Source organism: Leuconostoc fallax, from assembly GCF_004354645.1.
GTDB lineage: Bacteria > Bacillota > Bacilli > Lactobacillales > Lactobacillaceae > Leuconostoc_B > Leuconostoc_B fallax.
In genome coordinates this window covers 175341-194709 of sequence record NZ_PUFI01000015.1, presented here as the reverse complement: position 1 = coordinate 194709, position 19369 = coordinate 175341, and the positions used below count along the sequence as shown (strand labels likewise).

Sequence of the window (19369 nt, the reverse complement as noted above, 5' to 3'; positions counted from 1 at the left end):
AGTGCTTTTTAATTTTCGTTTTCGTCTTGAATACCGATGTGATAGATAGACGATTCAATGTTTAATTCACTATTTAATTTGTCAACAATCCGTTGTCGTTGTGCGGAACTTTTATTAATTGCATTGACTGATAATTCGATTAATACTTCAAATTTATCATGGAAACGAGAAGCAACACTAGCGTCGATATTATACTTGCCTTTTTGGGCGTTCTTAGTGATAGAAATAATACCATTGCGACCGTAAAGTGTTTCGCGCATAGCTTTAGCATCAGACGCACTTAGATTTTTACTGTTGTGCTTAATAATTTTAGTACCTGTTTTTTCAACAGCAGCCATTGTTGTCGGTTTTGTATAATCAAAATGGTCTAAATCATCAAGCAATTGAGAAATATTTTGCTTAGATGTTTTAAGTTGCCGATAATCGGATTTTGGCATCGAAACGCCAGCATAGGTTGGTTGCTGATATAGTGTTATAAAAGCAATAAATAAACCAACGACCAGGACACCAAGTGCAATTAATGCTTTTCTCATAAGAATCTCCATTGAAATGGTATTTATACTACTATATACAGTATACCAATTATATAGACTAAAAACATGTGGCGAAGGCCTAGTATATATGGTAAAATATTGTTCGTACGCACTGGTAGCTCAGCTGGATAGAGCAGCCGGTTTCTACCCGGCAGGTCGAGGGTTCGACTCCCCCTCAGTGCATTAATGATTTCAAGACGTTTCAAGAGATATCAAAAAGCTGATACAGCGCCTTTTCTAAAAAATAACGTTGCATTGCATTTCATAGTATTTCAAGCAAAAAGGTACTTTTCCAGGTACTAAATTAAATAAGCGAGTAGGCAGTGTAACGGCATTTAAGCCGTTTTTTATTTGCTTATTTTTATCAATTTTAGACCTCGTCAAGCTATGACGTTAGATGATAGAATGGATGCAATGATAATATCAATTTAGAGGTGATTATATTGGCTCAAAAAAGGACTTATGCGCATCTACTACGGAGCTATTTTGATGGTAGAATTGATGCCCTGATACATTTATTTGATATGAGATCACAGTACAATAAGTACAGTAGGGAAGCTAAACAATTTGTAGAAGAGGTCAAGCAAGTAATTGATGATTTTCTTAGTGAGCAGAGCCCTGAAATACAGGAGATGTATTATAAAAAATATAGGGATGGCATACCGTTTGGCGATTTTTACAATATCGTAGCACCGACAAATAAAATATTGGCACTGAATGCGGACTTAAAGCAACGTGTTGAAGCTATTAAACAGCCAGAACGATTCTATATTTATACATGATTTGCCTGCAATAATTCAGAATGGTATACTTTAGGTGTAATATGAAATCGGTTGGGCGTAAGCTTCAAGAATGAATTAGTCGGGGAACTAATTGATTTTTGAAGCTTTTTTATTAAGGAGATAATATGGTATACGGATTAATTTTATTACTGGTTGTAGTAACACTGATATTGGGAAAGATATCAATAAAACTAGGCATGTCAGAGGTAGTAGGCCAATTATTATCAGGAATTATTTTAGGCGCAGGTCTATTAAACATTGTGCATCCGACAAATTTAATTCATCTAATATCAGAAGTGGGTATTTTTATTTTAATGTTAAATTCTGGAATGGAATCAGACATTAAGGAGATGCGAAAACATATCAAGGCTTCTACGATAATAGCTATATTAGGTGTTGTGTTACCCATGGTGGCATTCCCTATTGTATTTGCATTATCTGGTTATAGTCTAATTAGTTCATTGTTTGCTGGTGTTGTGTTCTCGGCTACATCTATATCAATTACATTATCAGTACTTGCTGAGCAGAAGAAACTCGGGACCCCAATGGGTGCTATTATTCTATCAGCGGCAGTTTTAGATGATATTATTGCATTGGTTGCAGTGACACTGTTTTCTATATTTATTGGTGGCGGAACATTAGGTATTACTAGCATATTGCCGTTGATTGCTTTTATATTGGGTATTTTATTAAGAAAAATACCAGCCTCTGATATTTTATCTAAAGTATCAAGTCAGTTAGGTCGTTGGTTCTTCTATCCTGTGTTTTTTGGTGCCATTGGTTTAGAAGTTAGTATCCAAGGTTTGGGTAATAAAGTCATACCCATCATTCTATTTAGTGTGTTAGCTGTGATAACAAAATTTGCGGGTTCCTTCATTGGTGCTCGGTTATCTGGATTGAATTATAGGGTAGCTAATGCAATCGCTGCCGGAATGGTATCAAGAGGGGAAATGGCACTAATTATAACGCAGATAGGTATCGCAGCAAATATTATTAATGAGGACATTTCTGGAGAATTTATTATTGCCATTATTATTTCAACCATAGTAGCCCCGATTATGATGAAACCCTTATTTTCCAGAACCTAATCTTATTAGACGGCCCTCTATATATCTGAAGGGAGCGTCACAAGGTGGCGTCCTGAAGTCTTAACAATGCAGAAATTAAAACTTTTTAAGTGTCTATATTGACGTGGTAAAACACTGATATAAAGGCATTTTTAAACAAAAATAGGCGTTTAGGGGTAGCACAAACATTGGCCGTTATTATAACGATTTGATGCAAATAAGTTAGATTTACATGACAAAAAAGAAATAGGAACTTGCTATTCTAGTCTAACTTTTTATGATTTTTAGTGATAACTCCAAAAATAGGTTTATTAATTGAGTATCAAGTATAATTAGTTTTAGGATAGTATTTTATAAGTTTAAAGGAATGGATTAATGAAAATTTACTTTTTGTGCACAGGAAACTCCTGCCGCAGTCAAATGGCAGAGGGATTTGCGAAAGACATTATGCCTAAGAACTGGATAATTAAGAGTGCAGGTATTGAACAACATGGATTAAACCAAAGAGCTGTAAGTGTCATGGCAGAGGCGGGAATTGATATATCTAATCAAACGTCTGATTTAATTGATGATGATTTTTTATTTAGTTGTGACTATGTGATTACATTGTGTGGTGACGCCAATGATAAATGTCCTGTCACTCCAGCCAATGTTAAAAGGTTGCATTGGCCATTAACTGACCCGGCTGGTGCCACAGGGTCAGAAGAGGTTATTCAAAGTCAGTTTAGAAAGACACGTGATGAAATTCAGATTTTGGTACACCAATTAAGAATGAATCTTGTTTGATGAAAAAGCCAATAAAAAGAATTAGTCAAACCATAAAAAAGCAGATTATACTCGAATACCCAGAACTTGACGACGCATTAAAAGAGCAAGATTTCAGTTGATTAGTCGATAATAACGTTGAATAAGCGTCTTAAATATAAAATGGTGTTATTTATACCATTAACAACTAACAACGCTTAAAACGGCGTTCATAGCGTTAAAATAGACACAATAAAACCACGTCCTAGATTGAAACTGGAGCGTGGTTTTTTATTTTATATATGTTTGTTGTTCACTAAGGATAGCATCATATTGTTTACTTATCTCATCAGCATTTTTTTGTTTGCCAATATTTATTACACGACTAAGTAATAGAGCTTTATTAATTAATTTATCAATGTGTTCAATTTTATTGTTATAAGTGCTCCAGTGCATACCTTTTGGTTTATTGTGGAGTGATAACGTTATAGGCTCATACCTTAAATAACTTGAGAAGGCCCATTCAAATTTAGGGTTCAGTTCGGTGCGAGCTTTAGACAATAGACGATCATAATACAAGAATTGTGAAACACTATCACGTTGTACGATATTTTCTTGCAGTGGGTAATATAGTTTGGCACAGTTACGACAAGCCATTACTGACTTCACATCATATAATGTGCCTTTACGTTTACCACATACAGGGCATACAAGCCAATAACGCACACCACCATAATTAGGGAATGTTGTCGTGAGTTTCACTTTATGGTCATTGAATCTAACGCAATCCTTAACACTGTGAATATTAGAGACAACATTTTTTATATTTAGTTGTTTATAGTCTGTAACTGTACGCATATACTGTCTAAATCATTAAGCAAATTTTGTGACCGGTTGCAACCTTAATTGATTGTATATGTCTATTATACTTGATGTGGTAGGCGTTACAAACGTTGTTACAACGTGTAACCTTGGTTACAAAAAAGGCCAACTCATTTGAGCATTTCATTGACCACAAGATCAATGAACTAGGCTTAGCTGACACGGTTGGGTATTATACTAGACGTGTTTTTAAAAATAATCAATACTGTATTTGTGAAAGATTATGAAAATAATGACATCTTAATAGTTATAATCAATTTACGAACATTATTTTTAACGTGAACGCTTGGCACGTATGTACGCACTCTGTGAGTGCTTATAAAATTAGACTATTAATAATAGTATTGCGACAATGACAGCCAGCGTGCCTTGCTTGAAAAATATAGACTTATCTCCAGATGAGAAACTACCATACAAAGCTACTAGAATAATATAGATCATAATAGCAAGTAAGCTGTTGTGGTAGTTGTGTGTGAAGAACAGTGTATAAATTATACCTACTGCGATCAAACCATTGTAAACACCTTGATTTTTTAACAAAGTTTGTATTTTTTTACTTTGTAAATCAGTTTCTGACATGTTAAACGTGTCGGCTGTCTTTGGGGATGTTGTAGCAAACGTTTCTAAATACATAATGTATAGAAATTCTACGGCAACTAAAAGGCTAATAATAGTGATTATTAAACTCATTTTTCTCTCCTATTGCTTTTAACGTGGTTCTGGCACGTATGTACGCACTGAAGCAGTGCATTATTTGTAAATTATCATAGCGGAATAGGCAAATATGGGTGTTTTATACTGCACTTCGATAATTTCATGCCCGTTTGCTTCTAGATCAGCTATAGCAGTATTTAATCTGTTAGTGAAGCTTGTAGTTGACCAGTAACCATTTACAAGTTGTGTTTTCATAGTTCAACATCCCCGTAATGCTTTTAACGTGGTTCTGCACGTAATATTTACGTACTTTTTGAGTGCTTTTTATTTTGATGAAATAGCTGAAATCGCTAGGTAAATAGTTGCCAATGCAATTAGCGGACTATTTGAACTATGACCGATATTAAACAGTGGCAATACCAATGCAAAAGTTAGATATAGTACAGCGACTATGTCTAATAATATGAGTACATGTTTCTTGGTTAATTTCATGTTTTCTCTCCTAGCTTGTTTGAACAGTCAGTGGGGATGTCATCCCCGCCCATAGCTTGAACAGGGAAGCGTATCACAGAGCAGGTTCCCTTGTTAAAACAAACAGCTATTTTTTCGTTTTATCCTGCTCTTTATCCTTTTTATATTGCTCGACGGTTTTACCACTAGCAAAGGCCCCGACTATTGATTGAAATAAGTCTATAATAACTGAAAACATAATTAACAACCTTTCATTTATATATTCTTCCGCACAGCACTTTCAAGCGACATAGGGATGCCAAAGTACGCCATGAAGTCGTAGAGTTTGCTGTATCTGTCTGTGCTTTCGTCAAAGTAGAAATCAGCAAGCATTTTTAGCGCATAGGCATTGGCATTTATTTCAGCGTCACTCTTGGCCAAAGGTGAGAACGCGTATGTTTTGTGTTGTTCGCCACTTAAAATGTGTTGTAACTCGTGAAACTTCCTAAAAGGCAGTGAGAACTTAGTCTTAAAGTTGGGGTTAATGATGATTGTATTGTCAAAAGGGGATGCAACATCAGGATCATATTCATGGCCAGGAACTTCAACGACATTTATTTGATTATAAGTTGAACGTTTAACATTGTATTTCACAATAACATCATCAAAGTATTCAAGTGGTGAACTGTAGTCGAGGTATTCATACATTTATTTTTTGCCCTCTCGCATAGTTTTTAACATTGCGATAATGGCTTGCTTATAGTCCTCTGATAGTTCTTTACCCTCAAAAGACATGATTAACTCATCATCATTTAAATCGACATACTTTTTGTCATCCCTATCATCAGAGCCATTATGAGACGTTTTAAGCGCGTTGTCTGTCTTACCTTGTAAATACTCTACTGTGGTGTCTAAAGCGTCAGCAATCAGTGAGAGCATGGCTAATGTAGGGGTGCTACGTGCATTTTCATATTTGGTTATTGTGTCTCTAGATGCTTCAATTTTATCAGCTAGCCCTTGTTGGGTTAGCTTTTTTTGTTTGCGTAATTTTTTTATACGGTCAGCAGTAACAGACATAAAAATACCTCGATTAAATATTAAGAAAAATTAAAGAACTTAACTAAAAATAAAACTAGATTAAGAAACAATAAAGTTCGTTGCAGAAAAAATCTGCAAAATATATGATTAAAACATCGAATGAAGAAAAAAACAACAAATAAATGTGTAAATAATCTACATATACACACATCATACCAGACAAGAAAGGCTATTTAAAGGCAAATGAGGACATTAAAACATGGAACTAGTATATTACAAAGGCTTACAAGACGAGCCATACACAACAAATGAAGTTATAGCAGAGTACACAGGAATTAAATACAAATCAGTTTATGAAGCAATTAGAAACAACATAACAGATATTGAGGACTTTGGAGTTTTACCATTTGAAATGGTAAAACCTACTCAAGGTAACGGTGGACGACCTAAAAAGATTTATCACTTGAACGAACAACAAGCAACATTTTTAATCACATTGCTAGATAACACACCAAAAGTTAAAGAGTTTAAGAAGTTATTAGTTAAGAGTTTCTATCAGATTAAATCAGAGCTGGATGAACGAAAGATACACCGACAAGTCAACAAAGTAGTGAACATTAGTTTTGGGGATGTGATCAAAGCACATTATCCAGCGAGTAAGTACGCTTATAGTAACTACCACAGATTGGCGTATAAGTATGCTTTGGGCGTGACACCTAAGCAAATTAAAGAGCAACGTCACACAGATGACCCACAAAGTGCATTGACATCAGATGAAAGTGAAAGGCTAGAGCGTACTAAGCAACAAATTGCCTTATTTATTCAAGATGGCAATGATTATCAAGCTATTAAAACGAAATTATTTGCTGATATTTAAAAATACGTGCAAGAGTGAACCACGTTAAAAGCAACGAGATAGGAGGTAGTAATATGCAACGGCAAGAAGTTGTTCAAACAGTCAATTATTTTGACGATGTACCCGTTAGAGCTGTTTTATTGCAAAACAAGACATGGTTAGTTGCTAGAGATGTTACGAAAGCTATGGGATACAGCAACTCACGGCAAGCAATAAAAAATCATGTTTCAAAATTAGATAAGGGGGTCACAAAAATTGACACCCTTACAAACGGGTCAGTGGGTGGTGGTTTACAGGAAGCAACTATCATCAACGAGAGTGGGTTTAATGCTTTGATTTTACACAGCAAAAAACCTAAAGCGAAGAAGTTTCAACGTTTCATTACTAGTGAAGTAATTCCGCAGATTTTGAGAACAGGAAAATACGTTCCTAAATCCAAACAAGCAACAAATAGTTATCCTAAATTTAATACAGCAGACACTACACCGAAGTTAATTGAACAGATTAAATATTTTGAAGAATTTAAAGCATTTCAAGAAGCCCAAGGGTGGGTATAAGGAGAAAAACATGACAGTATCAAATGCATTATTCACAGAGGCACAAATTATTAAGGATACTAATAGCGCATTGGCAGACATCCAAGAAACGTTGGCTCTCTCATTGGTTGACAGTTTGAAAGCAGGGGACCACATCACAACTCCAACCGTCATTAACATGTTGAAAGATTTGGAAGAGATGCAACTCAAATATTATGACCGTTTGGAAGATAACGAGAACACACAAGGTGGTTTAGAACGTCAAGCACAATTAGGGGATGATGAACAATGAACATCATGGCATTTATCGGTGAAATTCTAGTATTGTTGCTTCTGGTTGGTGGCGCCTTTGTATTAGGGGTAACCATTGGTGGAAATGTGAAGGATGGACATTAGTCATGAGTATGTATATACAGACGTTACAAAAGCTATTTGAAACATTACCAATGATTGCAAACAGTGATGCAGTTAGTCGGCATGTTTTGGCCAAGGAAGAAATCATGTCAGCCTATGAACATTTGGACAAGGCAGTGACGTGTTTAATTATTGATCGGTGGTAATCAGCAGTTCGATTTAGAAAGGGGAAAACATGTCAGTTACTAATGATGATTTGATGTCAGAGTTGAAAATAATTCAAAGCTAATTAGATGGACAATCAGCACATGTATGGAAGAGAGCTGAACAGGTTGCCAAACACTTTGATGTTAGTTTAGGAACAGTTAAGAGTTGGAAACGTCAGGGTATCATTACACCACATAAGCATAATCGCACGGTTATTTATGACATAATCGCCATTGAACGTGATTTGTTTCAAGTGAGGCATTAGAAAGGAGATAGCAAAGTATGAAAAAGGGCAATAAAAAAGGACATCCCCTACCGACCAAAGTTGTGGATGAACCTAACGACAAACGCCCTTTTAAAGCTTTTGTTATACACATTTTAACATGAAAGACGAAAATTTAAAAAATATTGAGAACCAAATACTCAATACCTTGCCCGCAGGGCGCTCACAAGCCATTACATTAGAGAAACTAGCCTATCTCTTGCATATCAATAAAAAGCGTGTCAGTGATGTTGTAGCTGATTTACGTAAACGGGGTTATCTGATTGGGAGTAACCGTCAAGCACATGGTGGGATGTATCTCATTGTGACGAGTAATGAATTTTGGGAAACGGTTAACACGTTACAAAAGAGTGTTAATAGTCAGCAGGCTATTATTAATGCCTTGCTAAAACATGAAGAAAGATTTGCGAGGGTTTAATAATTATGGCCAAAGGAACGTTAGCAGATTTAGTTGAGACATTGAATGCCGAAAAGGCAGCAGCAAATCAAACAGCTTTTCAAGATATTAATGATGATGCGCAAGTATTACTAGAATATGCACAAGGTATGACTGATTATTTAAGTCGAATTAATGATAATCAGCATGCAATCAATCGCGATTTGGTTAAATCCGATTACCTAGGAGGCGAGATTAGCAAATCAGAAGTTGCTATCACAATGTTGGATAAATACTTGAATAAAGCAGTGGTGTTACTAGAAAAGGCACAGCGATGAATAAATGGGAACATATCAAGCAGTATCAACAAGCTGGTGCGTATGTCTTCATGGCATTACCTAATCAGAAACACAACGGCATTGCGGGTGGCTTTCATAATAGCTTTAACAAGTGGGTTGAGTTAAAAGACTGGATCAAACGCCACTCAGACTATCAAAATGGCAATGTTGGGATAGATTTATCAAAGAGTAATCTAGTTGTTGTGGATATTGATAAGCATGAACATAACGGTATGGCTAGTATCTTGGCATGGTTTAAAACACATCACATTGAGCCGGATACGATACAAGATACTTACATAAAGCGGACACCTACAGGCGGGTTACATGCCTTTTATCTCATCCCCAACGGACAAATTAAGCCTAAGCATGTGATCAATGCTATTAAGGGTGTGGATGTTTTATCAGAGACTGGTGTTACAGTGGCACCGTCCATGATTGATGAGGGGCAATATCGACAAATCACTGCTTTTGACAAAATTAAGCCAGTACCACAGTGGGTTTATGACTTAGTAAATGATTTGGGTACTGATAGACCTAATAATACTTACAAAGCAAAATACAGCCTTGCAGACAGGTGGGAAATGACGATAAACGGTTTTGATACAGGAGAGCGAAACAATCAAGCCATGAGTTTAGCAGGTTATCTGTTTGCCATTGATGTGACACCACAATACATTTACGACATTATGCAAACAGTTAATGAACGGAGTAACGAACCATTACCTGACCATGAATTAAATACCGTGTATATGAGCGCTAGAAGACGTGAGGAGAAAAAGCGAGCAAGGATGAGTGAATATGGCAGAGATTGATACAACAGCATTGCCAACAAGTCAGAACGTACCTGATTGGCTACACGTGAACGACAACGGGGATGTTAAAGGCATTGACACCTTAAAATTGAGTGAAGCAATCATCAAAGATAGTCCAGTTCTAGGCGTTCCTTTTAACGGTAGCATTAGATATTACAAATACAATGGCATATCATGGGAAAACCTAACAGAGAAATCAGCAAGGGCTTATATTGAACGTGAAGCATTGGAAAAGTTGAAACAATACCACGCTTACAATGTGAAGCGCATGCAAGATGTGAGCAAAACAACGCTTATTCAAACGATTAGTGAACACAACCCGTTTGAAGACCAGCGCACTGATATCATAGCGTTTAAAAATGGGACTTATGAGATTGAGACAGGGAATATCACACCTAATCAGCAATCACATTATTTGGTTAACGGGCATGATATTGACATCAACAAGGACGGACAAGCAAATAATATTGAAGAGTGGGGCAGTTACTTGTTTGGTAACTCGTGGCAGTTTATCAAAGAGTTGTTAGGATATGCCTTTATCCCCGAGTATAAGACTTTTAATACCATTGCAATCATTGTGGATGAAATGGGTGGCACGGGTAAAAGTTACTTTTTTGATAGTATTGTGTTCCCGTTGTTAGGAACTAAAAATATTGTCGCAAAGGATATGGACACAATCGCAGGCAGTAACGGCAAGAGTGCAAGATTTGGACTGATTGGATTATTTGAGAAGTTGAGTAATATTCATTTGGACTTGCCAGACACACGCATTGAAGTACCAGATACCTTAAGGAGCTTGTCCGGTGGCGACAAGATAGATGTTGAAGCCAAGAACGCAGACGCATTGAGTTTGAAATTCTACGCTTTGTTACTGTTTGGCGCAAACCAGACACCTAATATAGCGGTCAACGTAGCATTATCACAACGTATCAAGATTGTACCAGTGACAGCGCCCAGAGCTAGAGAACGACCACAGGAACAAGCCAAACGAGCGTTATTGTGGGATGAAAAACAAGCCGTTAAGGAAGTTGGTGCGTTTGCGTATAGTGTGTTAACAGCCTATCAGCAAGCAAAACAACGGGGTAAGTTTTCAACCAGTGATGAGATTGAGACAGCAACACGTGAATGGTTAGAACGCCAAGACTTAGTAACTATGTTTTTGAAAGACGCCGTACAAGACACCGAGATTGACTTTGGTGGCGGTGCTACCGTGGTGCAAACGTGGGAATTGTTCGAGTTATGGTTATCAGAGAATGGCATAAACTCAAAAATACAACGTAAACAGTTTAATGTAAAAATGGAGCAATTAGGTTACACCAAGGTTAAGACAAGAAAACATCAATCAGCCACTGAAACAGATAATCCAGTTTGGAGTTGGGATGGTTTAAATTTGAATAAATATTTTAGTGACTAAGCAAAATATGCAAAAAAACACGAACCAGAAACGTACCTAGATAACTCCAAAAGTGAAACGCTGTAACCCTTGATATGTAAGGGTTTGTCCCAATGTTCCATTTGTTCCTATACTTTTCATTAAAAAAATAAATAAACGTATATATAGTGCGTAGTATGAAAAAAAGTTGGCACATTCGACACAAAAAATAAAAGTCAGTCATATCAAGGGTTACAGGCGACATAACTCGAAAAAAAGAGGCACATCATGGGGTATATTTTTGGTACGGATAACAAAATCAGGAGAAAACAACCGAAAAGGGGATGAAATGAACTATTTAATAGGCTTTATATTTGTAGTATTGGTAGCCATTATTCTAAGACAGCAATATCAATTTGGAAAAATGAGACAGTCAGCCAGGTTTATGAGTTACTATTCGAAATTAAACGAGAATGCCAAGCTACATGCAAAGTTTCAAGCAAATACAGCAGAAATGTTGTTGCGAATGCAGGGTTATGACGTTGAAAGAATAATCAACGGAGATAATAGTCAACGAGTTATTAATAGTATGGAAAAAGAATCTATTTTAAAAGAGCATGACGCTAACAAGAAAAAAATAGATGAAGCAGACCAAGTATTTGAGGAAGTAAAAGCAAAGTATGAAAGTGAGGTCATGCAATGAAAATAATAATTGTGACCATATTCTTAGCATTAATTGGCTATATTATTGAACAGCATAGACATGCTAAGTATTTGGTAGAGCGTAATCTTAAACAAAGCAATCTAAATGTTATTCAAGATTATCAATATGAGATGTTGAAGCATAAGACAAACATGCTAGAGTTGATGCTCAATGCCTTAGGTTATGATTTTGAACGTTTCAAACAGAATGATTTTGTAAAAATACAACCAACGACAGAACAATTACAAGAGATTATGGCAACATATCAGCAAGAAGCTAGTAAGTCACGTAGTGAACAGATTAAGCTCGAGGTTGATATGGAGTTGCGAGGATTGAAGTAATAGCAATAATTAACAGATAAACATTAAAATTGGAACATTGCTTTTACTAGTAAGGAAGTGTTATGGATATTTACCAATACATGGCTCATTTAAAACCACGAGAAAAAACGTATGCAGAGCGAGAAAGTAGCATGTTTTATGTTTATGTTCATGAACTGGTTACAAGTGAATTAATTAAACGCAAACTTATTACACATAAAGCAATGAGATTTATTGTGGAATATACAACACATGGCAATAAAACAAGAGCTTATCTTGAAACCCACCCTATGGCTAGTAAACGGACAGCTAATGTTAATGCTAATAAGTACTATAAGCGATTTGATGTTTATGTATCACAGTCTGTAACAATGTATCTCGTTCATAAAAGTAGATTAGAGTTAGCGTGGGCAATTAAAGCCATCAATAAAATGGGTGTAGATAGGTATGTTAACCAACTCATACAAGAAATTTGGAAAGGAAAAATATGACATCAAGCACAGAACATCCCCAGTTATGGCCAAGATGGCTAAAACGGTCTCAAGCACATAAATATGCTGGTGTGGCGGATAATACCTTCATCAATTATTACGTTAAGACAGGTAGGGTAAAAGCTTATCCTACGGACCATGGCGTTAGATATGATAGTCAAGAAATAGATGAAGCTATTAAGCATTATTATGGCTAATAGAGTTTAAAAATTACTTAAGACCGGTGAGTAGATCGTAACAGTGTGGAATAATGAAGCGTGTGAACTTGTAAAAGCCCATGCTTTTTTATTTATCCCTGTACATAGCCTACTCGCTTGAAGATAGAGGGATAGGATTGATGAAGTTACAACAAGTGAATACACCCAAAGGAAAGGTTTGGGAAGTAAACGGCTATTTAATGAATGATGACCAGAAGGTCCGAGTTAAAAAGCGTGGTTTTGCTAATAAGCGTCGTGCGCAACAATGGTTTAATAACGAGAGTGTCTTATTTTATAATGGTGAAAGTAAATATAATAAAAAAGAACGCCCAACCGTATTAACGGTTAAAGCGCTGTATGATATATGGATAGATGCCTACCAACGGACGGTAGAAGAGAGTACCTTAAGAAAGACAATGAATCTCTTTGCATTGCATATATTACCCGATTGGGGGGATGTACTGGTTTCAGATATTAAGCCAATACAATTACAACTATATGTTAACACATTACAAAGTAAGCTATTACGTTATAGAGTAGTGATTAACTCCTTTAGACGACTATTAAGTTTGGCGTTAAAGATGGACATGATTGCTGTTGATCCTTTTACCAAAATTGATTTGCCAAAGGAGAGGCGAAGGCTTGATAAGCCCAAGCAATTTATGGATATTGATGAGTTTAAAAGATTTATTGATGTTTTAGATAGTCAATATCGATTGATTAATAAACAAGCTTACACGTTATTACGATTGGGCGCGTTCACTGGTATGCGTACCGAAGAGTTATTAGCACTACAATGGCAGTCTGTTGATTTTGATAACGGCTATATTAGTGTGGTCCAAGCTTTAGGTAGAGGACTAAATGGCGGTACGTATGTTAAAGAACCTAAATCAAGAACAAGTAGGCGAACACTAAAAATAGATAATAAGATGTTGGCCGTATTGTCTGAATGGTATGAATATACTGCCTATAAAGAGATTAATGATTATGTATTTAATCATGAAGGGCACACATTACAGATTTTACGACCGAATAAGTGGTTGCATGATGTCAGCAATAAATATAACGTAGCAGTGGGCTTATCCATGCACAAGTTACGACATACTTGGGCAACATTGGCTTTGGATAGAGGTGCTACAGTTAAACAAGTCCAAACATATTTAGGTCATGCTGATGCATCTATAACGTTAAATGTTTATAGTGATATTACCAAGAGAGCCAGTGATGAGGCGGGATCAATACTTTCTGGTATTATAGGATAGGTACTAAAGTAGGTACAAAACGCCTGAAACGTTGGTATATTAAGGCTGGATAAACTCCCCCTCAGTGCATATTTAGCCACTCTATCAAAAACTGATAGCGTGGCTTTTTTAAACCTTGATATTACAATATTTACTTGGCTTTTTGTGATATTTTTGGATTGAATGAAATAATCTATAAATGTTAAAAATTATTAGCTGTTTCTGGCAAGAACATATTGCTTAATATAGCAATCAGTGAATGCATAAGAATTACTAATAGTGTGAGGGGAACATACATATGATATTGAATATTATTTATTGGCTAGTTATCGTCATGTTGGTGACAGGTGGTTGTTTCTTAGTCTTTAAACGCTATAAATACAGTAATATTAAACTAGCCTGGTGGGATTATTTACTATACATATGCGTGTTCGTGGTATGGATTACGGTCAAAATAGATGCTAATATTAATTTCTTTATTTCTTTGGTCACGACGTTAGCGGTATTGTATTTAATGTTAGACAAATATAAGCAAAATAGATAATCTTAATAAAAAACGCAATCTAAATCAAAACTCTTTGAGATAGTTGGAAATGCGTAACTCATAAAAATGTAAGTCTGAACGTTTGGTATATATGTATGCACTCTGTGAGTGCTTTTTTATTTCTTTTATTAAATATACAACTAAAAATATTTATCTATGTGTTGCAACTGATAAGCTAATTCAGTATTAACTGATCGTTTGAAATCGATATGGTTTCTTGATTATTTAAGGTGATGAGGTCTAGTTTGTCATGGTATTTGTTAAATATAGTGCTAGTTTCATTTTCAAAAGGTTTATCAAGATAGTGTGGTAAAATGCTGAAATCAGTTATGCCAAGCCCAGTATATGTATTCAAATTAGGCGCAAAACTAGCATCGTCCAGTTCTTGGATATAAGTAATATCTGGTGATAGTATAATTGCACCGGCTGACTCACCAATGTAAGGCGTACCAGTGTTTATTTTATCGATAAGTAATTTGTCTAGCTTTTGAGACTTTAGTTTGTCTAGGAGGTAGAAAGTATTACCACCTGCAATAAAAATCGTATCCGCGTTTTGTATTTGATTTTTTGATTTGATTTTGTCAGAATTTGAAATATCTAATGTGTCAATAGTATAGTTTAAATTCAATAAGGCTTTATACGCTTCATCTATATATCCTGTATATTCTTCAACCTTACTAGCAGTATCAATGAATAGGATATTTGTAATTTCAGTGCTTTGGTTAGCCATGAATTGCTTAAATTGCCGAATGGTACCCGCAAAATAAGAAGTTAATAAAATATTTTTCATGTTTGATCTCCAATTATATTTTGAGTGGTAGGCGTATGAGTGTTATGTATGCGACTGTATGGGTATTTATTTGTAGTGAAGTGGTTTTTTATATTTGCGAGATTTAATAGTAAGTGTTTTGCTACCACTTGTTAAAGTTTCATTACTTTTGTTTTTTTTCCAGATAAGTGGAATCCATATAGTGTTAACCACCGTTAATATTGGATTTACCCATTTCCATGGAGTTGTGAAAAAAATAACCAGTACAAATAAAACAGATATTGAAAATAGTAACCATTTTACTTGAGAAGTACTTAACACTTGATTGGGATTTCTGATTGTATCTTTTTTGGCCAGCCATAAAATCTCTGATATTATCATCATGAACACAGTTAAAATTGGAAATAGTGATTTTAAAATATTTAAGTGATACTGACCGACTGTGAACATATTCTGAATACTGCTGTTCATAAAAATTGGATAAGATACCCCAGTGATAGAAACAAGTATTATGGAAAAAATGAAAAACCAAAATTCCCATAATTTTATTGATGATTTACTTTTCTTAATAATTTATATGTTCTCCATTTATATATTCTTCTAAACGGCTTCAACTGACATGAATATACTAAAACACGCTATGATACGGAAACCGGGTCCTCGCTAATTCGTAGCTGGTTTTTAAATAACAGCCTTCTTCCATTTACGGATTTTAGTTCTGAATGTTTTAAAGGGTGCTACAGAGTTGATATGAACCCATTTCCAGACGGGCCATTGTGCGTTTATTGTGGCCCATCGACGATGGTTTGGTTCAAAAAGAATATCAGCAGGTAGCTTTTCTACCAAATTGCATAGCTCTGTTACGCGTAACGTCAGTAAGTCGATTAATTCTGGCAAGGAATGGCCACTGTATGTTTGATAGAAAGATTGATACAAGCCACCTAAGTTATTCCATTTGTAACCCTTAGCAGGCACGAAGACCTCTTTTCCCGCCATTTCGTCATTTTCCCAATTCAATAAAGCAGTAATCCATCCAATTTGATAGGCAAGGTTTTCAGCGGGAGTCCGATCTACTGTCTCAACACGTTTATCTTTCAAATCATTAGGAATATTCTTAAATTCTTCAATGTATTTTTGATAGCTTGTTTGAATGGCTTGAATTAATTCATCTTTATTTGAGTATGATTGCATCTTTAAATCCTCCTTAAATATACATATATCATATCAAATGGCCAAAGGTACTTAAAGTTAAATAAAGGCAATAAAGGCAAGCGTGAATCATGTTATGAGCAACAAAATGGGAGTAATTAGTATAATTTTTTATTATGAAAATGTTAAGAAAATGAATGCGCTTACAACTATTTCTACATGTGTGTTAACATTTACCCGTAATTTAATGTGGAGATAATGGAGAGTAGTATGAATAGGAAGTTATTTTGTGAAATTTCGCCTTTGACTTATAAAATATCGTACGAAGGACATATTTTAAAGCGTAAAATATTAGATAGAATAAGGAAAAAATTATCAGAAGAAAAATCTGACGAGCAATTGCCGTATTTGGTTTTTAGTCATCAATCGTTGATGCGACGCAGGTTACGTAAAGTTCCGCTTCCTGTTGAAGAAGCAAAAGTAGCTAATTTGAATATTGCAGCGCCAAGAGTAAATCATGTGTTAATTAGGCCGGGTGAAACCTTTTCGTTTTGGCATTTGGTGGGACGGTGTACAGAAAATGATGGTTACAAAATGGGATTAATGGTAGCTAACGATGGCGAACTCAAGAAAGGAACCGGCGGTGGTCTGTGTCAATTTAGTAATTTGATACATTGGATGATACTACATACACCGCTAGATATCGTTGAAAAGTATCATCATGAGCAAGTGGATATGTTTCCTGACTCTGATCGACAGGTACCTTTTGGCAGTGGAACATCTATCGTTTATAATTATTTAGATTATAGGTTTAAAAATAATACCAACTCTACATATCAATTAGTGACTTATGTTGGTGATACACATTTACATGGTGAACTATATGTCTCTCAACCACAAGAAGACAATTATGAAATTAAAATGGTTAATGAGAAGTTTATAAAAGAGGGTGCTATGGTTTATAGGTGTGGTGAAATATATCAGTATCACTACGATAAAGACCATAATTTATTGGATAAAAGGCTAATACAGACTAATCATGCTAGAGTTGCGTATGACACGAGCCATTTAAATGTCATTACTCAGGGCCAGTAATATAAAAAAGTAGTCTATTAAAATTGGATAGACTGCTTTTTTATTTACAAATTAAATATGAGATTCCCATAGGTAAACGAGCTGTAGTAGCATCTACAGTGAAAAATAATTGTTATGAGCAACAAAAAAGAATCAGAGATACACGATGGATTTAAGGATTGTAACTTAAGATAGTGTGTATTCTGATTCAATTATTCAAATGATTAATCATTTGAATATGATTAATATATCGTATCTTGATTAAGTTAAAAATAAAAACCAAAATAACATTTTAAAAACGATATTTCAAGACTGGTCAGTCATACATCAATAATGGGAGTGAAATATATCGTTATTAAAAAATTATATTGGTGTGCAAGTAAATACATTTGGTAAAAAAATCTCATAATAAATTTTTAAAGGAGAGATCTACTTGCAACTTCATAATACCACTTTCTGAAAAATAATGTTAATTTTCAGAAAATAAAAAGACTGAAGCATATACTCCAGCCTTGGAAGTGTAAAAAAGTTAAAAAGTTGAGTAACCGAGTCATTAACAATAAACACTTCACCACTAAATATTACCACGTCGGTGTTTAAAACACAGTGATTAAGTTTGAGGGGTATGCGATATTACTAATAAATGATTTATTGTAAATAATGATTGAAGTATTGGACTAAATTGCGTTCGATGGATAAAAATATTGATATAATAAATTTTTGAGGTCAGTTAATTAACGCGATAAAGAACGGTATCTCATTCAAAAAATATGCTTACTTTATAAAAAGGGAACAACCATGTATTTAAATGAAATTTACACACGATTTGATAGTAATAGTTTTTTAGTTGGCGATATTGCATTCAATAATGACAATGAAGTTGTCATCCAATCAATTGACAGCGTAGGGCGGCATGATTCCTTTAGATGGATAAGAAAGCAAGATATTGTACATGTTAGCTGAGCAATCCAAATATCTTGACATGATGCGTTCATTCGTTGCATATCAAGAACAGCATGATAATTTTAACCCATTTAATTTACAGTTGGCAATTGATCAGGATGAAGTATTTTTGACTCAAATTATCAGCACAACAATTAAGAATCGACATCTCATTCTTGTCAAAAGTGGCGACGACTTTTTAATTGGATTTGTTAAAAGTTTTAATCAAAACCAAATGGTACTTGAAAAATTTGATAATGAATTATTTGATAGTAAAAATGTTTTATTATCACTCGACAAAGTTGATTATCTACAATTAAAGACAAACGAAACCACATTATTTGAAAGATGTTAATTAACATCTATTTTTGAGAATCCATTATGATACTGTATTATGCTTCAACTTTTCAACGATAGATTTTTACTGTATATAAAAATGGAGAATTATTAATATTTTTTATATGTGCTGACTAGATATTGTTTAAAATAAAGTACATAGTTATTTAAAAATATTAATTTGATTACTGTATTGACCACTATGAGTTAAGATAATATACTAGAATTATTGTTGCTCCATAGTTCAGCGGTAGAATAACGCACTGTTAATGCGCAGGTCCCTGGTTCGAATCCAGGTGGAGCAGTATGTTATATA

At 34.9% G+C, this 19369-nt stretch carries 28 protein-coding genes and 2 tRNA genes; 21 read left to right on the top strand and 9 right to left on the bottom strand.

From position 1 onward, the window contains the following. Positions 1-8: 8 nt before the first annotated feature. Complete coding sequence (locus C5L23_RS07635) at positions 9-533, bottom strand: hypothetical protein (protein ID WP_010008557.1); 525 nt, start codon at positions 531-533, stop codon at positions 9-11. 109 nt (positions 534-642) lie between these two features. Here C5L23_RS07635 and C5L23_RS07630 point away from each other — a divergent pair. The 4 genes from C5L23_RS07630 to arsC all read left to right on the top strand — a co-directional run bounded on the left by C5L23_RS07630 (position 643) and on the right by arsC (position 3168). Then, positions 643-716 (top strand) — tRNA-Arg (locus tag C5L23_RS07630). A 260-nt stretch (positions 717-976) separates the two neighbouring features. Next, complete coding sequence (locus tag C5L23_RS07625) at positions 977-1315, top strand: hypothetical protein (RefSeq protein ID WP_010008556.1); 339 nt, start codon at positions 977-979, stop codon at positions 1313-1315. 125 nt (positions 1316-1440) lie between these two features. Continuing rightward, positions 1441-2403 carry a cation:proton antiporter gene (locus C5L23_RS07620; RefSeq protein WP_010008555.1) on the top strand — a complete coding sequence of 321 codons (963 nt, stop codon included), beginning with the start codon at positions 1441-1443 and terminating at the stop codon, positions 2401-2403. A 354-nt stretch (positions 2404-2757) separates the two neighbouring features. Continuing rightward, complete coding sequence (arsC, locus tag C5L23_RS07615; protein ID WP_029508719.1) at positions 2758-3168, top strand: arsenate reductase (thioredoxin); 411 nt, start codon at positions 2758-2760, stop codon at positions 3166-3168. A gap of 249 nt (positions 3169-3417) precedes the next feature. Here the strand turns inward: arsC and C5L23_RS07610 are convergent, their stop codons facing one another. The 5 genes from C5L23_RS07610 to C5L23_RS07595 all read right to left on the bottom strand — a co-directional run bounded on the left by C5L23_RS07610 (position 3418) and on the right by C5L23_RS07595 (position 6189). After that, positions 3418-3984, bottom strand: coding sequence for a hypothetical protein (locus tag C5L23_RS07610; protein WP_010008552.1), 567 nt, complete (start codon positions 3982-3984; stop codon positions 3418-3420). A gap of 348 nt (positions 3985-4332) precedes the next feature. Next, positions 4333-4698, bottom strand: coding sequence for a DUF1304 domain-containing protein (locus C5L23_RS07605; protein ID WP_133264623.1), 366 nt, complete (start codon positions 4696-4698; stop codon positions 4333-4335). Positions 4699-4986: 288 nt separating this feature from the next. Continuing rightward, entirely contained in the window at positions 4987-5154 is a 168-nt protein-coding gene (locus tag C5L23_RS08540; protein WP_010008549.1) for a hypothetical protein, read from the bottom strand. A 234-nt stretch (positions 5155-5388) separates the two neighbouring features. Continuing rightward, complete coding sequence (locus C5L23_RS07600) at positions 5389-5820, bottom strand: ImmA/IrrE family metallo-endopeptidase (protein WP_010008547.1); 432 nt, start codon at positions 5818-5820, stop codon at positions 5389-5391. Further along, on the bottom strand, positions 5821-6189 hold the full coding sequence (locus C5L23_RS07595) for a helix-turn-helix domain-containing protein (RefSeq protein WP_133264621.1): 369 nt from the start codon (positions 6187-6189) through the stop codon (positions 5821-5823). A gap of 220 nt (positions 6190-6409) precedes the next feature. Here C5L23_RS07595 and C5L23_RS07590 point away from each other — a divergent pair, with 220 nt between their 5' ends. From C5L23_RS07590 to C5L23_RS07520, 14 genes are all read left to right on the top strand, one after another. Continuing rightward, positions 6410-7027, top strand: a complete 618-nt coding sequence (locus C5L23_RS07590) for a Rha family transcriptional regulator (RefSeq protein ID WP_010008545.1) — start codon at positions 6410-6412, stop codon at positions 7025-7027. Positions 7028-7080: 53 nt separating this feature from the next. Beyond that, positions 7081-7563, top strand: coding sequence for a BRO-N domain-containing protein (locus C5L23_RS07585; protein ID WP_010008544.1), 483 nt, complete (start codon positions 7081-7083; stop codon positions 7561-7563). Positions 7564-7573: 10 nt separating this feature from the next. Further along, positions 7574-7834 carry a hypothetical protein gene (locus C5L23_RS07580; RefSeq protein WP_010008543.1) on the top strand — a complete coding sequence of 87 codons (261 nt, stop codon included), beginning with the start codon at positions 7574-7576 and terminating at the stop codon, positions 7832-7834. Between the two features lie 106 nt (positions 7835-7940). Then, the gene (locus C5L23_RS07575) at positions 7941-8102 is read left to right on the top strand and encodes a hypothetical protein (RefSeq protein ID WP_010008541.1); all 162 of its coding nucleotides are present in this window, start codon (positions 7941-7943) and stop codon (positions 8100-8102) included. A gap of 384 nt (positions 8103-8486) precedes the next feature. Beyond that, positions 8487-8804 (top strand): MarR family transcriptional regulator, encoded by a 318-nt coding sequence (locus C5L23_RS07565; protein ID WP_133264619.1) that lies wholly within the window; start codon positions 8487-8489, stop codon positions 8802-8804. 5 nt (positions 8805-8809) lie between these two features. Beyond that, entirely contained in the window at positions 8810-9100 is a 291-nt protein-coding gene (locus C5L23_RS07560; protein ID WP_010008539.1) for a hypothetical protein, read from the top strand. Then, positions 9097-9915 carry a bifunctional DNA primase/polymerase gene (locus C5L23_RS07555; RefSeq protein ID WP_010008538.1) on the top strand — a complete coding sequence of 273 codons (819 nt, stop codon included), beginning with the start codon at positions 9097-9099 and terminating at the stop codon, positions 9913-9915. The genes C5L23_RS07560 and C5L23_RS07555 overlap by 4 nt, the downstream gene beginning before the upstream one ends. Next, complete coding sequence (locus C5L23_RS07550) at positions 9902-11329, top strand: DUF5906 domain-containing protein (protein ID WP_010008537.1); 1428 nt, start codon at positions 9902-9904, stop codon at positions 11327-11329. The genes C5L23_RS07555 and C5L23_RS07550 overlap by 14 nt, the downstream gene beginning before the upstream one ends. Positions 11330-11495: 166 nt before the next feature. Then, the gene (locus tag C5L23_RS07545; protein WP_133264618.1) at positions 11496-11990 is read left to right on the top strand and encodes a hypothetical protein; all 495 of its coding nucleotides are present in this window, start codon (positions 11496-11498) and stop codon (positions 11988-11990) included. After that, positions 11987-12331 (top strand): hypothetical protein, encoded by a 345-nt coding sequence (locus tag C5L23_RS07540; protein ID WP_010008535.1) that lies wholly within the window; start codon positions 11987-11989, stop codon positions 12329-12331. Before C5L23_RS07545 ends, C5L23_RS07540 begins: the two co-directional genes overlap by 4 nt. A gap of 62 nt (positions 12332-12393) precedes the next feature. Further along, positions 12394-12801 carry a hypothetical protein gene (locus C5L23_RS07535; RefSeq protein WP_010008534.1) on the top strand — a complete coding sequence of 136 codons (408 nt, stop codon included), beginning with the start codon at positions 12394-12396 and terminating at the stop codon, positions 12799-12801. Further along, the gene (locus tag C5L23_RS07530; protein ID WP_010008533.1) at positions 12798-12998 is read left to right on the top strand and encodes a hypothetical protein; all 201 of its coding nucleotides are present in this window, start codon (positions 12798-12800) and stop codon (positions 12996-12998) included. The genes C5L23_RS07535 and C5L23_RS07530 overlap by 4 nt, the downstream gene beginning before the upstream one ends. A gap of 140 nt (positions 12999-13138) precedes the next feature. Next, the gene (locus tag C5L23_RS07525) at positions 13139-14260 is read left to right on the top strand and encodes a tyrosine-type recombinase/integrase (RefSeq protein ID WP_010008532.1); all 1122 of its coding nucleotides are present in this window, start codon (positions 13139-13141) and stop codon (positions 14258-14260) included. A gap of 277 nt (positions 14261-14537) precedes the next feature. After that, positions 14538-14783 carry a hypothetical protein gene (locus tag C5L23_RS07520; RefSeq protein ID WP_010008531.1) on the top strand — a complete coding sequence of 82 codons (246 nt, stop codon included), beginning with the start codon at positions 14538-14540 and terminating at the stop codon, positions 14781-14783. A 175-nt stretch (positions 14784-14958) separates the two neighbouring features. Here C5L23_RS07520 and C5L23_RS07515 read toward each other — a convergent pair whose 3' ends face one another. The 3 genes from C5L23_RS07515 to C5L23_RS07505 form a co-directional block, all read right to left on the bottom strand. Further along, positions 14959-15573, bottom strand: a complete 615-nt coding sequence (locus tag C5L23_RS07515) for a Type 1 glutamine amidotransferase-like domain-containing protein (protein WP_010008530.1) — start codon at positions 15571-15573, stop codon at positions 14959-14961. 66 nt (positions 15574-15639) lie between these two features. Then, a complete protein-coding gene (locus C5L23_RS07510; protein ID WP_133264616.1) occupies positions 15640-16002 on the bottom strand; it encodes a hypothetical protein in 363 nt (120 codons plus the stop codon). 231 nt (positions 16003-16233) lie between these two features. Further along, positions 16234-16743, bottom strand: coding sequence for a ClbS/DfsB family four-helix bundle protein (locus tag C5L23_RS07505; protein WP_010008528.1), 510 nt, complete (start codon positions 16741-16743; stop codon positions 16234-16236). Positions 16744-16971: 228 nt separating this feature from the next. Here C5L23_RS07505 and C5L23_RS07500 point away from each other — a divergent pair, with 228 nt between their 5' ends. From C5L23_RS07500 to C5L23_RS07490, 3 genes are all read left to right on the top strand, one after another. Continuing rightward, on the top strand, positions 16972-17796 hold the full coding sequence (locus C5L23_RS07500; protein ID WP_010008527.1) for a VanW family protein: 825 nt from the start codon (positions 16972-16974) through the stop codon (positions 17794-17796). A gap of 931 nt (positions 17797-18727) precedes the next feature. Then, positions 18728-19072, top strand: coding sequence for a hypothetical protein (locus tag C5L23_RS07495; RefSeq protein WP_010008525.1), 345 nt, complete (start codon positions 18728-18730; stop codon positions 19070-19072). A 214-nt stretch (positions 19073-19286) separates the two neighbouring features. Then, positions 19287-19358 (top strand) — tRNA-Asn (locus tag C5L23_RS07490). Positions 19359-19369: the final 11 nt, after the last annotated feature.